This is a genomic window from Ruania alba, from assembly GCF_900105765.1.
In the GTDB taxonomy this organism is placed as follows: domain Bacteria; phylum Actinomycetota; class Actinomycetes; order Actinomycetales; family Beutenbergiaceae; genus Ruania; species Ruania alba.
Genome location: NZ_FNTX01000002.1, coordinates 2194226 through 2206855 on the forward strand (window position 1 = coordinate 2194226; position 12630 = coordinate 2206855).

Sequence of the window (12630 nt, forward strand, 5' to 3'; positions counted from 1 at the left end):
CCGTCGGTAGGGTGAGCCCTCATGGGACCAGTCGTAGCCGTGGTTGGTGGCGGGCAGCTTGCCCGCATGATGGCCGAACCCGCCGGGGCACTGCAGATCCGGCTCCAAGCGCTCGTCGAGGCCGCTGACGGCGCCACCGCACAGGTGGTGCCGGACGCCCGCGTAGGCGCTGCTGCCGACGCGGCCGCCGTGGCGGACATTGCACGTGGGGCGGATGTGCTCACCTTCGAGCACGAACACGTCCCCGCCGAGGTACTGGCAGCCCTGGTGGCCGACGGGGTGAATCTGCAGCCAGGACCGGACGTGCTCCGGCACGCGCAGGACAAGATCGTGATGCGCCACCGGATGACTGAGCTCGGCGTGCCGTGCCCCCGTTGGGTGGCCGCGGCGTCGGTTGCCGACATCGAGGCCTTCGGTGATGAGGTGGGCTGGCCGATCGTGGCGAAGACGCCGGTCGGCGGATACGACGGTAAGGGCGTGAAGGTCCTCACCGGCGCTGACGAGGCGTCCGTCGCCGACGTGCTGCCCTGGTTCGAGCACCCACGAGGTGAGGTGCTGCTCGAGGAGCGGGTCGGCTTCCGGCGCGAACTGGCCGTCCTGGTGGGGCGGCGCCCCTCCGGTGAGATCCGGTCCTGGCCGGTGGTCGAGACCGTGCAGAGCGAGGGCGTGTGTGCCGAGGTGATGGCACCGGCCCCGGACCTCCCCGCCCACCTGGCCGAGGATGCGGTGGATGTAGCCGAGGCGATTGCCGAGGGGCTCGGCGTCACCGGGGTGCTCGCGGTCGAGATGTTCGAGGCCGCCGACGGGGTGATCCTGGTCAACGAGCTCGCGATGCGCCCCCACAACAGCGGCCACTTCACCATCGAGGGATCGGTGACCAGCCAGTTCGAACAGCACCTGCGGGCCGTGCTGGACCTCCCGCTGGGCGCCACAGACCTCACGGCACCGGTCGCCGTCATGGTGAACGTGCTCGGGTCCGAGCTCGAGGACCCCTCGAGCGCCTACGCGACCCTGATGGAGTCCTACCCCGAGGCCAAGGTGCACCTGTACGGGAAATCGGTGCGCCCTGGGCGCAAGCTCGGTCATATCACGGTGACCGGGACCGATCTGCCCACGGTGCGCCGTCGGGCACAGGAAGCAGCGGCGCTGCTGGGAGGACGCCAGAGATGAGTGCTCGAGTAGGCGTGGTGATGGGGTCCGACTCGGACTGGCCGGTGATGCAGGCTGCTGTGGAGGCCCTCGAGGAGTTCGGGATCGAGTGCGAGGTGGACGTCGTCTCCGCGCACCGGATGCCGCAGGAGATGATCAGTTACGGCGAGCAAGCCGCCGGCCGTGGGCTAGGTGTGCTGATCGCCGGGGCCGGGGGAGCGGCGCACCTACCCGGGATGCTCGCCTCCGTGACGCCGTTGCCGGTGATCGGGGTGCCGGTGCCGCTGCAGCATCTGGACGGGATGGACTCGCTGCTCTCGATCGTGCAGATGCCGGCCGGGGTGCCGGTGGCGACGGTCTCGGTGGGCGGTGCCCGGAACGCCGGGTTGCTCGCTGCACGGATCCTCGGCGCCGGTACCGACGCCGAGGCCGCCCGGATGCGAGAGCAGATGGGGCAGTTCCAGGAGTCGCTGCGGGCGGCCGCGCAGGAGAAGGGTGCCCGGCTGCGGGCCAAGCGCACGCAGCGCACCGGCTTCGGTAGCTAGCCGGGCCGCACCACGTAGACCACCCGGGTGCCCGAGGCAATCAGGGTGACGTGCACGCCGTCGCCGGTGTACTCGACCAGGCGACCGCTCTGCGAGGAGACCGCGTGACGCTCCTCCAGCCCTGCCCCCTCGAGCAGGTCCGTCGCGGCCGATCCGGCGTCGTCGGCGCTCACCACGGCCACGTGCTCGGTGCCCTCGTCGGTGGTGCGTGAGGCCCCGCGGACGTCACCGTCGACCACGGGCACCGCCTCGGCGGGGTACCCCTCGGGCAGGCCGTCGGTGAGGTCGAGACCCTCCACGGCCTCCTCGATCGCGTGCTCGACCACGTCCTCGGCACGGTCCTGCACGAGGGAGCAACCGCCCAGGCCGAGCAGGCCGACGACAAACAACGTCAACAGGAGTCGCACGGTCGTTCGCATTCGTCCAGAGTACGTCGCGTGCGGTGCCGAAGCGTCCGGTGGTGCACCGGCCCTGTCGCGGGCGTTATCGTTCTGTGACATATGGCTGAGATGACTCGTTCGATGCCCGCCGACCGTGCGGCCCCGGCCCGGGGGCGCCTGCGTCTGCTGGACGGCCTGCGCTTCGCTGCCGCGATCGCTGTGCTCGGCTACCACTACGCCGCCTTCGACAAGGTGGAGGGGCCGGTCTGGGGGCAGCCGGTGGAGGACGCCACCGCCCGCGCCGGGGTGTGGTTCGGGTACGGCGCGCTCGCCCCGTACCTGTTCTTCGTGATCTCTGGGTTCGTGATCCTGATGACGGCGGAGGGCCGGGGGTGGCGCTACTTCGTCGCCTCCCGCGTGGCGCGCCTCTACCCGGCGTACTGGACGGCGGTGCTCGCCACGAGTGCTTTGCTGATCCTGATGTGGAACCCGGGGCGGGCGCCGGAGCTGGGTCAGGTGGCCGTGAACCTGACGATGTTCCAGGCCGCCTTCGAGGTCTCCCACGTGGACGGCGTGTACTGGACGTTGTGGACGGAGCTGAAGTTCTACCTACTGATGGGCGTGTTCGTGCTCGCCGGGCTGACCGCTCGCCGCGTGCTGTGGTTCGCCGCACTGTGGCCGGCGCTCGGCTTCGTGCTCGCCGAGTCCGGTGTGCCCTGGCTGTGGGACTGGCTGATCTACCGGCACGCTCCGTTCTTCGCCGGGGGAATGGTGCTCTACCTGCTGTACTCGCGCGGCCACACCGTCGGGCGCTGGCTGGTGCTCGCGGGGAACGTGGCGCTCGCGGTGTGGCACACCGTGCCCGGACTCAGCGACCAGGTGGAGCAGAACACTCCCTACGCGCTGGATCCGTGGGTGCTGGGACCCCTGGTGGTGGGGTGCTTCGGGTCGGTCGGGCTGATTGCGCTCACTCGGTTGCACCAGGTGGACTGGCGGTGGCTCACCACGGTAGGGGTGCTCACCTACCCGGTGTACCTGCTGCACCAGTACTGGGGGTGGTGGGCGATCGCCGGGCTGCGTGACCTCGTGGGACCGGTGGCATCGGTGGTGGCGGCGACGGCGCTGTCCCTGCTGCTGGCCTGGCTGGTGCATCGGTATGTGGAACGACCGTTCGGCCCCCGGATGAAGAGGGGTGTGCTGCGCCTGCTGGGTGGGGACTGACCGAGTCGACGGGAATGCGTCGAGGTAGGGCGCTGTCGGCCCGACGCTGACGCAACACCGTCGATCCGGTCGGCGAGCTAGGCTGCCGCCGAGGACACCGAGACGAGGAGCGCGCAGGATGAGGCAGTGGTTCTTCACCTACAACGGCGAGCGCAGCGGACCGTTCGACGACGAGCAGGCCCGCGCCCAGGCAGCCAGCAACACCAACGGATACTGCTGGCGTGACGGCTTCGCCGAGTGGCTGCCGATCCACGCTGTGGCTGAACTCGGCGCTCCGGCCGGTACACCGCCACCCCCGCCCCCTGGCATGCCCGAGCGAGGCTCCGACGAGATCGACTTCCGGATCATCGGTGAGGACATGCAGTTCGTGGAGATCGAGCTGGACCCGGGAGAGACGGCGATCGCCGAGGCCGGCGCGTTGATGGTGAAGGACTCCTCGGTACGGATGGACACGGTCTTCGGTGACGGCTCTCCGGCCGAGGGCGCCGGCGGGGGTGGGTTCATGAACACGCTGATGTCCGCCGGCAAGCGGGTGCTCACCGGGGAGTCGCTGTTCACCACGATGTTCACCCACGAGGGCACCGGGAAGGCGCACGTCTCCTTCGCTGCGCCCTTCCCCGGCACCGTGCTGCCGATCAAGCTTTCGGACCACGGTGGCCGACTCATCTGCCAGAAGGACAGCTTCCTCGCCGGCGCCCGCGGCGTCTCGATAGGGATCCACTTCCAGCGCAAGATCCTCACCGGCCTGTTCGGTGGGGAGGGGTTCATCATGCAGAAGCTGGAGGGCGACGGCTGGGTCTTCGTGCATGCCGGCGGCACCGTCGTGGAGCGCGAGCTGGCAGCGGGGGAGCGGATCGATGTGGACACCGGGTGTGTGATGGCCTACCACTCGAGCGTCGGCATGGACGTCCAGGCTGTGGGTGGGGTGAAGAGCATGGTCTTCGGCGGTGAGGGGGTCTTTCTCGCCACGCTCACCGGCCCGGGCAAGGTGTGGTTGCAGTCGCTGCCCTTCTCGCGGATGGCGGGCCGGATGCTCGCCGCGGCGCCGCAGACCGGCGGCCGCGACCGGGGCGAGGGCTCGATGCTCGGCGGTCTGGGGAACATCCTGGGCGGCGACAACCGCTTCTGACACACGTTGTCGGTCGAGGCGGGGAGACTCAACCGCCAGATCGACGTCGGATTTCTGAGGGTCAGCCCAGGCCCAGGCGCGGCCCTTCGATCGCGGGGCAGGTGTCCATCACCACGTCGAGCCCGGCCTCGCGGGCGCGCTGCGCGGCCGCCTCGTCGATGACCCCGAGCTGGAGCCACACGGCCTTGGCTCCGCGCGTGATCGCCTCGTCCACGACGGTACCGGCGAGGTCGGAGTTGACGAATACGTCGACGACGTCGATCTCCCCGGGTACCTCGGCGAGCGTCGGATAGCCGGCGGCCCCGTGCACTTCCTCGGCCTTGGGGTGCACGGGCACGATCTCGTGCCCGAGCCCCTGCACGTAGGCGGACACCCCGTAGGCGGTGCGCGCCTGGTTCGCAGAGAGCCCGACGACGGCCCACCGGCCGGGTGTGGACAGGAGCCGGGCGATGGTGGCCGGGTCATTGCTGTGGGTGTTCATGGCAAGGGAACACCACGAACCACCCGGAGCATTCCGGCCTCGTCGATGGCTCTCAGTATTCCTGCAGGTCGTCCTCGGTCACCGTGCCGTCGGCGACCGCCTCGAAGAAGCCGGGGGCCAGGTCCGGGTGCAAGAGCACTGTGGAGCCCACGCCGCCGGGGCGGTAGTCCAACTCGGCAACCGGGGGAGTGCCGCGCACCCCGCCATCGCCGGTGGCATCCCGGAAGGTGAGCGCCATCTGGCCGAGGTCGATGATCCCGGTGCCCTCGGAGACGTCCAGCGCGCCGAGCCCGGCACTGACGAGCCGGACCTGCTCGCCCGGGCGGAACACCAGGGTCGGGTCGGCGACGTTCGAGCTGACGGCCTGGATCACCTGCTGCTGGCGCTGGGTGCGGCCGATGTCGCCGAGCGGGTCGGCGTGCCGCATCCGGGCGAACGCCAGGGCAGTCGCTCCGTCGGCCACGTGGCACCCGGCTTCCCACTCCAGGTGGGAGTCGGCGTCGTCGACGTCGTAGTCCAGGCACAGCTCCACCCCGCCGACGGCGTCGACGATGTCAGCCACGCCGCCCATGCCGATCTCGACGTAGTGGTCCACCTCGATCCCGGTGAGTGACTGGACGGTCTCCACCAGTAGCTCCGGGCCGCCGTAGGAGTAGGAGGCGTTCAACTTGTTCGGTCCGTACCCGGGGATCTCCACGAAGGTGTCCCGCGGGATCGAGATCAACGACGGCGTCCCGCTTGGTGGGGCAGTGAGCAGCATGATGGTGTCTGTGCGCTGTCCCTCCGTGGTGTCGTAATCGAGCCCGGCCCCGTCCCGGGAGTCCGACCCGGCGAGCAGGTATGTGGTGCCCTCGGTGCTGAGGTCGTCATTGGTGGCTGCGACGTGGTTGATCTGCCCGTTGGCCCAGACGAGCAGCCCGATTGGCCAGGCGAGCACGAGAACGAGCAGGACGACGAGCACGGTCGCGATCCGACGCCGTCGGGTGCGGCGACGGCGTGCGCCGCCTCCGGCACTCGGACCGCCCGGGCCGGGACCATCGCCACCAGGGGGTCGGGCACTGCCTCCGGTGCCACCCGTTCCAGTTGGCCGTGTCGGCGGCGCGGTACGGGGCGGCTCGCTGGAAGCGCCGGCCGGCATGGTGCGGGTGGCGTCGAGGGGTGCTCCCCCCGGTGCGAAGCTGGGCGGACGAGAAGCCGATCGACCCGGTGAGGCGGGACGGCGTCCGGGGGGTCGCTGCGGAGTCCGCTCTGGCCGCGCCGAGCGCGGCGCGCCTGCTGCGGAGGAGCCGCCGCTGACCGGTTGTGCGGATCCACCCTCGCGGGCGCGTGACCCTTGAGCGCCCGGTCGTGGGCGCCGGCCGGGCCCGCGGCGTGGGGCGTCCGCGAACGGGTCACCGGAGTCGAAGCGGTCCTCGTCGCTCATGGGTGGGTGTCAGCTCCTCGGCAGTGTCGTGCCGGAAGGCCTGCGCGACCGGCAGATTGAGGGTAGCCCGACCGGGTGGCCGGGACGTGAGTGGCACGCGGAGAGGGCTCAGCCCTCGCCTGCACCTGCGGTGTCATCGGTTCCATCGCCACCGGCGGTATCGCCGGTATCGCCGGTTCCGTCCGGAGCCTCGTCGGTCGCGTCGGGGTCGGGCGGCAGGGCCATCGGTTCATCGTCGCGGATCGAGGTCCACAGCTCTTCGGAGAGGTAGTTCGGTCGCACGCGGTTGCCTGCCCAGTCGAAGGGCACCGTTGCGAAGTTCACTCCGTCCATCTCGGTTCCCCGCAGCGAGTAGGCCAGGCCTGCCATCGTCGTCAGGTTGCCGATCCGCTCGCTGGTGGTGAGGGAGGAGGTGGCCGCTTGGAGGAACTGGTACAGCTCGGTCGAGTTGGTGAGGATGTTGCGGTCCAGCACCTGCTCGACCATGTTCGTGAGCAGCTCCTGCTGACGGTCGATCCGTCCGATATCGGACCCGTCGCCCAGGCCGACACCCTTGCGGGCACGGGCCACGGCGAGGGCGGTCTCGCCGTCCAGGGTGTGGCAGCCGGCGGAGATGTCGAGCTTGGCGTCCTCGGAGTAGAGGTCCTCGTCGAAGCACATGTCCACCCCACCGATGGCGTCCACCATGTCCTTGAAACCGGCCATGTCGACCACCACGAAGTCGTGGATGAAGATCCCGGTCATCGCTTCGACGGTGCGCACCGTGCAGCCGGCGGCGTAGCCGACGTCGCCGGTGCCGCCACCCAGGGCGAATGCGGAGTTGAACATCGTGTCGTATTGCTCGTAGGTGGAGGTCCCGTCCGGCAACTGGCAGCTGGGGATCGTCACGAGCAGATCGCGCGGGATGGAGACCACGTCCACCCGCGACCGGTCGGCGGCCACATGCACCAGCAGGGTGGTGTCCGATCGCATGCCCTCGACAGAGTCCTGCCCGCCACCGAGGCTGGCGTTCTCCTCGCCTTCCCGGGAGTCGGTACCCATCACGAGGATGTTGTAGGCCTCGCCCTCGAGTGCGTCGTCGGGATTGTCGGGCTCGGTCGTCGTGGGCCGGTCGGAGCCGAGGATGTCGTCCAGGTCGTGGCGCTCCACCCCGCCCTGCAGCGACTGGTACGCGAACGCGGCCCCGGTTCCGGCGAAGGTCACCACGAACAGGACGGCGGCCATGACGGCCCGGAGCGCGTGGTGGCCCGGTGCGCGTCGGCTGTGCCGCGGCCCCCGGCCTGCACGGGTATCGGTGATGGACATCCCTTAGATCGTAAGCACTGGTGCGCTGATCTGGGCGGATAGGTCGCGAGCGATGTGCGGAGGTTATGTGCAGAAGGGAGACCTCCCTCACGTGAACACCCGCTGCGCGCCTCCTTACGTGCCCTCCTCCGTGGCGGGCAGCTGCATCGGCTGGTCCGCCCGGATCGAGGACCAGAGGGCCTCGGAGTCGTCATTCGCGAGCACCCGTGCACCGGCCCAGTCGTAGGGCATGGTCGCGAAGTTCACCTGGTCCACGCCCACATCGCGGAGCGAGTACGTGAGTCCGGCCATGGTGGTGAGGTTCCCGATCCGATCACCCGTGGTCAGGGAGGAGGTGGCTGCGCGGAGGAACTGGAAGAGTTCGCCCGAGTCGGTCAGGACGTTGCGGTCCAGCACCTGCTGGACCATCGCCGTCAGCAGCTCCTGCTGGCGGTCGATCCGGCCGACGTCGGAGCCGTCGCCTAGCCCGGGCCCCTTTCTGGCGCGTGCTAGCGCCAGGGCGTTCTCGCCGTCGAGGGTGTGGCAGCCGGCGGTGATGTCCAGGCCCGCCTGCCGGGAGGACATGTCCTGCTCGACGCAGATGTGCACGCCGCCGATCGCATCGACCATGTCCCGAAATCCCGACATCTCCACGACGACGAAGTCGTCCACGGGAATGTCCGTCATTGTCTGGAAGGTGAGGACCGTGCAGGCGGCGGCGTATCCGAGATCGCCGGTCCCGGCGCCGATCGCGAACGCCTCGTTGAACATCGTGAACTCTCCGTCGGGGTCCCCGGCGTAGCGGGGCGGGCTCGTCGAACCGTCCGGCCGAGGGCAGCCGGGGATATCCACCAGCAGGTCACGAGGGATGGAGACGGCATCCACCCGGGTCCGGTCCGCGGAGATGTGCAGGAGCAGCGTGGTGTCCGAGCGCATGCCGGTCCTGTCACCGCCGCCGAGCTCGGCGTTGTCGTCCCCGTCGCGCGAGTCCGACCCCATCACGAGGATGTTCACCGGTCGCCCGTCGAGCGAGTCGTCCGGGCCGACGTCCCCGGCGGTGGGCCGATCAGTCCCGAGAATGGCGGGAAGGTCGTGTCGCTCCACCCCGCTCTGCAGCGACCGATAGGCCAACGCAGCACCGGTTCCGGCGACCGCTACGAGGAAGACCGCCGCGACGAGAGTGACGCGGATCCCCCGGTGCTGTCGTGGCGTCCGTCGGTGATGTCGTGGTGGTGCGCCATCGAGAGTCATATCCGTCACGGTAGGTACCCCATGGCCACCGGAGGCGGACACGGAGCAAGCAGTCGGCGCAGATCGTGTGGAGGGCTCGCAACGTCTATGTGCAGGCAGGCAGCTCCACCAGGCGTGCGGTGCCACCCTTGGCGATCACGGCACCGCCGGGTACCTCCACCGCGTCCAGCGGCTCGTAGGCGTGCGCGTCCTGGTACGGCTCGGTGTCCTGGTAGAGGTAGCGCACGTCGAGTGCGTCCAGGGCTGCACACAATTGCGGTTCGCCCCACGGCTCGCCGTCGGCCATTGCGGCGAACCCGTCGAGGACAGTCTGCTGGTCCGCCGAGGTCACCTGGCCGGCCACCGGGAACACCACGTCAACCCCGTACAGGCTGTACAGCAGCGGCGTGCCAGAGAACGGGTTGCCGAGCACGGCGCCGGAGTCGTCGGCGCCGAGGGCCCCGCCCGAGCCGGTCGCCTGGTCCCACATGTCCCGCTCGGGGGCCGTGACGAAGCGGGGTGCGCCCCCGGCGTCCACCCCGAACACGTCCGCCGTCCGCCGCGCCGAGTAGACCGACGAGGTCACAATCAGCGCCAGTGCCACGATCGCGGCGAGTGCCCCGGTCGCCCATTGCGTCCGTTCGCGCGCCTCGACCCGTTGATGCAGCCACCGGCCGCCGGCATGCAGTGCTCCGGCCCCCAGGGGTACTGTCACGGCCGCCGCCACCACGCTCAACCGCGCCGTGCTGGAGTACCACAGCCCGGAGATCCCCAGCGGTGCGCCGGTTGCCGCATCCACGTACAGCGCCCACACCACGACCACCATCCCGGCGATCCATGGGTCCCCACGGCGCCACGCGAACCAAGCGCCGACGGGTGCACCGATCACCACCACGGCGGTCGCTACGTGTGCCCACAGGTCATACCAGCCCACGACCACCTCGCCGAGCGCCACCGGCAGTGAATCCGTGGGCGCACCGGAATAGCCGGTCACCGCCGCGGCCAGCGGTGAACGCAGCAGGATCGCCGCAACAGCCACCACCGCGATGGTTGCCCCGGCCGGGATCCCGACGGCGACCGCTCGCCGGCCGTCCCGCCACCAGCGGCGCGCCGCTCGCCCGAGCAGCCAACCTCCCGGTGCGAGCAGTAGGGCGCCTAGGGCGAGGGCCGCGTTCGGATGGGTGAGTCCGAGACCACCCGTGGCGGCCAAGATCACGATGAGGGCTCCGCCGGCTGCTCCGGAGGTGGGGGGCCGAGCACGCAGCAGCCAGCGCACAGCGCATGCCAGCACCCCGGGAACCAGTGCCAGGGCGGCGGCGTTCGGCAGGTGGCCCCAGCCGACCCACAGGGCCATCGGGGTCGCTGTGCCGAGACCGGCGGCCACTGCCACGGTGGCGGACGTGTACCGGCTGCCCGGCCAGAGCGCACGGGCCAGTGCAGCACTGCCGACCACCCACGCTGCACCCGCGGTGAGAGAAGCGGAGACCAGTACGGCCGCCGTCGGGGAAGACGTGGGTAGCAGGGCGGTGAAGGCGTGCCACGCGGCTGGGTACGGGCCGGCCTGGCCGGTGCCGTAGGAAAGGGAGCCGAGGGTGAGGGAGGAGGCCGCCCCCGTCTCGGTGATCATCCGCAGCGCGCTCAGATGGAACAGGGCGTCCCAGCGTTGCAGCAGCTGGTCCGGTCCACCGGTACCGACCCATACCGGGATCCAGCTCAGCAGCACCCCGGCGAGGATCGCGGCGCGCTCGACGGTGGTGGTGCGCGGCGGATCGTCCGGCGGCAGGATCGCGCCGAGTGCACGCATCCCGAGCGCGACGCCGATGGCTCCGAGCGTGCCGATGGCCGCAGCGAGCAGGCCCCACGGCAGCCCCATCACGTCGGCGACGATCGCAGTGACGCCCACGATGGCCATGGTGAGCGCCGGAGCAACGGCGAGCAGCGGGAGACCGCGTACACCCACGAGCCGTAGCGCGAGTGCGCCCGGGATCACAAGGATCGCCGCTCCCGCGAGGAGGGCGAGCAGGGCCTCGAGGACGATCACCGGTCGTCGGGATCCTCGTCCGGTGGCGCGTCGGGGGTGCCCTCGGGTGCCGTACCGGGGGTGTCCGCAGTGGGCAGCCCGGCGCGTTCCTGACGGACCTGGGTCAAGGCGATCGTGCGGGTGAGCTCGGTGATGCGCCGGTCGAGCTGCTTCATCCGCCGGTAGTTGGTGGCGATGAAGGACAGGAACGCGATGAGCAGCCCGTAGAGAAGCAGGTCCGTGCCACGGCCGACCCCGACCAGTGCGGCCAGCCGCGAGAGCACGGTGGGGAAGACAATGGTGGTCGCGGTCACCAGCACGAACGCCACCAGCAGCACCCGGCGGATGGCCTGGTGCCGGGCGTCGGCGGTGGATCGGGTGAGCAGTGCCGTCACCACGGTGATCCCCACAAGGAGGACAACCTGGATCACGATCTGTTCCGGCATCACTGCCTCCTCTCGGCCGGTGGTACGGATGTGCTGGTCACCGGAACATCAGCTCCACCAGGATGTTCACCGCGTTCCACAGCGACTGCCCCTTGCCCTTGGAGTAGTCGGTGTAGAGCACGTGCACCGGGTGCTCGGCCCACGGTAGCCGGGTGCGGCCCAGCTGCAGCACGATTTCGGAGGCGTGCGCCATCCGGTCCTGGCGCAGGTGCACACCGGCGGCAGCGTCGCGGCGGATCACCCGGAGGCCGTTGTGGGCGTCGGTCAGCCGTAGTCCGGTGCTCTGGTTCGTCACCCACACGGCTGTCTTCAGTACGAGCCGCTTGAGGAACCCGGCCTTGGTCCGGTTGTCCAGGAAGCGGGAGCCGAACACGACGGCGAGATCCTCCTCGCGAGCGCGGCGCACCATGTCCGCGGCGTCGGAGACCTGGTGCTGACCGTCGGCGTCGAAGGTCACCAGGTAGCGGGCGTCGGTCTGGTGGAGGACGAAGTCGATGCCGGTTTGCAGGGCCGCACCCTGACCGAGGTTCGTGGCGTGCCGGATCACCACGGCGCCGGCATCCTCGGCGGCGTCCGCGGAGGCATCCACGGAGCCGTCGTCCACGCACACGATGTTGGCGAAGGTCCCCAGCGCGCCGGTGACCACCTCGCCGATCACGGGCGCCTCGTTGTACAACGGCACCACGAGCCAGGTGTCGGCATGGGTGGGCATGGGCGACATTCTGGCAGGTGTGGGTGCCCGCGCGTACGATTGCTGCATGGTGGATCAGGTGTTGCTCGAGCGGGTACTGGCGCTGGACGAAGTTGCCCGCCACGAGGTGGTGGCTGCGCTCCAGGCCTCCTTCGACGACGGTCGAGTGACGGAGGAGGAGCGTGCGCTGATCGACGAGCGCTTGAACGAGGCGGACGAGAACCCGGACGATTTCGAGTCATTGGATGAGGTCGAACGCCAGATCCGTTCTCAATACGCTTCGTGACCTTCGAGGTTCGCTTCTCAGGTGGAGCGAGGAGCGACGTTGATCGTGTCATCGCTGGCTACGCCGTCGAAGCTCCGATGCAGGTCCCGCGATTCGTCGATGAACTCCTCGTGTGCGCGCGACGACTCGAAGTCTTCCCATACTCAGCGCCGGAGTTGCGTCGGTCTGCGCGGAGGGTGAGCCTGCGTGTCTTTCCGTACCAGCTCTGGTATCGAGTGGACGACGAATCGCAGGTGGTTGAGGTCGTCGCCGTTTTTCACCACCGCCGTGACCCCGCGCATGCCGCTACTAGCCTTGAGCGCGTCCAAGACATGGGCGAAGGGACCTCCACCAAGTAGTGTGCGA

At 69.7% G+C, this 12630-nt stretch carries 14 protein-coding genes; 6 read left to right on the plus strand and 8 right to left on the minus strand.

Going from position 1 to position 12630, the window contains the following annotated elements; translation table 11 throughout:
• Window positions 1-21: 21 nt before the first annotated feature.
• Both BLU77_RS20175 and purE read left to right on the plus strand, forming a co-directional pair.
• Entirely contained in the window at window positions 22-1170 is a 1149-nt protein-coding gene (locus tag BLU77_RS20175) for a 5-(carboxyamino)imidazole ribonucleotide synthase (protein WP_089775125.1), read from the plus strand.
• Entirely contained in the window at window positions 1167-1694 is a 528-nt protein-coding gene (gene purE / locus BLU77_RS20180) for a 5-(carboxyamino)imidazole ribonucleotide mutase (RefSeq protein ID WP_089775127.1), read from the plus strand. Before BLU77_RS20175 ends, purE begins: the two co-directional genes overlap by 4 nt.
• Here purE and BLU77_RS20185 read toward each other — a convergent pair.
• Window positions 1691-2113 carry a hypothetical protein gene (locus tag BLU77_RS20185; RefSeq protein WP_139177867.1) on the minus strand — a complete coding sequence of 141 codons (423 nt, stop codon included), beginning with the start codon at window positions 2111-2113 and terminating at the stop codon, window positions 1691-1693. The genes purE and BLU77_RS20185 overlap by 4 nt on opposite strands.
• Window positions 2114-2194: 81 nt before the next feature.
• Between BLU77_RS20185 and BLU77_RS20190 the strand changes: the two genes are divergently transcribed.
• Window positions 2195-3295, plus strand: a complete 1101-nt coding sequence (locus BLU77_RS20190; RefSeq protein ID WP_089775131.1) for an acyltransferase family protein — start codon at window positions 2195-2197, stop codon at window positions 3293-3295.
• Between the two features lie 118 nt (window positions 3296-3413).
• On the plus strand, window positions 3414-4424 hold the full coding sequence (locus BLU77_RS20195; RefSeq protein WP_089775133.1) for an AIM24 family protein: 1011 nt from the start codon (window positions 3414-3416) through the stop codon (window positions 4422-4424).
• 61 nt (window positions 4425-4485) lie between these two features.
• Here BLU77_RS20195 and BLU77_RS20200 read toward each other — a convergent pair whose 3' ends face one another.
• The 7 genes from BLU77_RS20200 to BLU77_RS20230 all read right to left on the minus strand — a co-directional run bounded on the left by BLU77_RS20200 (window position 4486) and on the right by BLU77_RS20230 (window position 12020).
• Entirely contained in the window at window positions 4486-4905 is a 420-nt protein-coding gene (locus tag BLU77_RS20200) for a CoA-binding protein (RefSeq protein WP_089775135.1), read from the minus strand.
• 52 nt (window positions 4906-4957) lie between these two features.
• The gene (locus BLU77_RS20205) at window positions 4958-5866 is read right to left on the minus strand and encodes an LCP family protein (RefSeq protein ID WP_245708967.1); all 909 of its coding nucleotides are present in this window, start codon (window positions 5864-5866) and stop codon (window positions 4958-4960) included.
• Window positions 5867-6436: 570 nt separating this feature from the next.
• On the minus strand, window positions 6437-7633 hold the full coding sequence (locus BLU77_RS20210) for an LCP family protein (RefSeq protein ID WP_089775139.1): 1197 nt from the start codon (window positions 7631-7633) through the stop codon (window positions 6437-6439).
• Between the two features lie 114 nt (window positions 7634-7747).
• On the minus strand, window positions 7748-8863 hold the full coding sequence (locus BLU77_RS20215) for an LCP family protein (protein ID WP_089775142.1): 1116 nt from the start codon (window positions 8861-8863) through the stop codon (window positions 7748-7750).
• Between the two features lie 85 nt (window positions 8864-8948).
• Entirely contained in the window at window positions 8949-10883 is a 1935-nt protein-coding gene (locus BLU77_RS20220) for a DUF6541 family protein (RefSeq protein WP_089775144.1), read from the minus strand.
• Window positions 10880-11308, minus strand: coding sequence for a DUF2304 domain-containing protein (locus BLU77_RS20225; RefSeq protein WP_175477253.1), 429 nt, complete (start codon window positions 11306-11308; stop codon window positions 10880-10882). The genes BLU77_RS20220 and BLU77_RS20225 overlap by 4 nt, the downstream gene beginning before the upstream one ends.
• Before the next feature lie 37 nt (window positions 11309-11345).
• Window positions 11346-12020, minus strand: a complete 675-nt coding sequence (locus BLU77_RS20230) for a glycosyltransferase family 2 protein (RefSeq protein WP_217632520.1) — start codon at window positions 12018-12020, stop codon at window positions 11346-11348.
• A 46-nt stretch (window positions 12021-12066) separates the two neighbouring features.
• On the opposite strand from BLU77_RS20230, the gene BLU77_RS20235 reads away from it, so the two are divergent.
• Window positions 12067-12285, plus strand: coding sequence for a hypothetical protein (locus tag BLU77_RS20235; RefSeq protein ID WP_139177868.1), 219 nt, complete (start codon window positions 12067-12069; stop codon window positions 12283-12285).
• A complete protein-coding gene (locus tag BLU77_RS23290) occupies window positions 12282-12623 on the plus strand; it encodes a type II toxin-antitoxin system RelE/ParE family toxin (RefSeq protein WP_175477254.1) in 342 nt (113 codons plus the stop codon). Before BLU77_RS20235 ends, BLU77_RS23290 begins: the two co-directional genes overlap by 4 nt.
• Window positions 12624-12630: the final 7 nt, after the last annotated feature.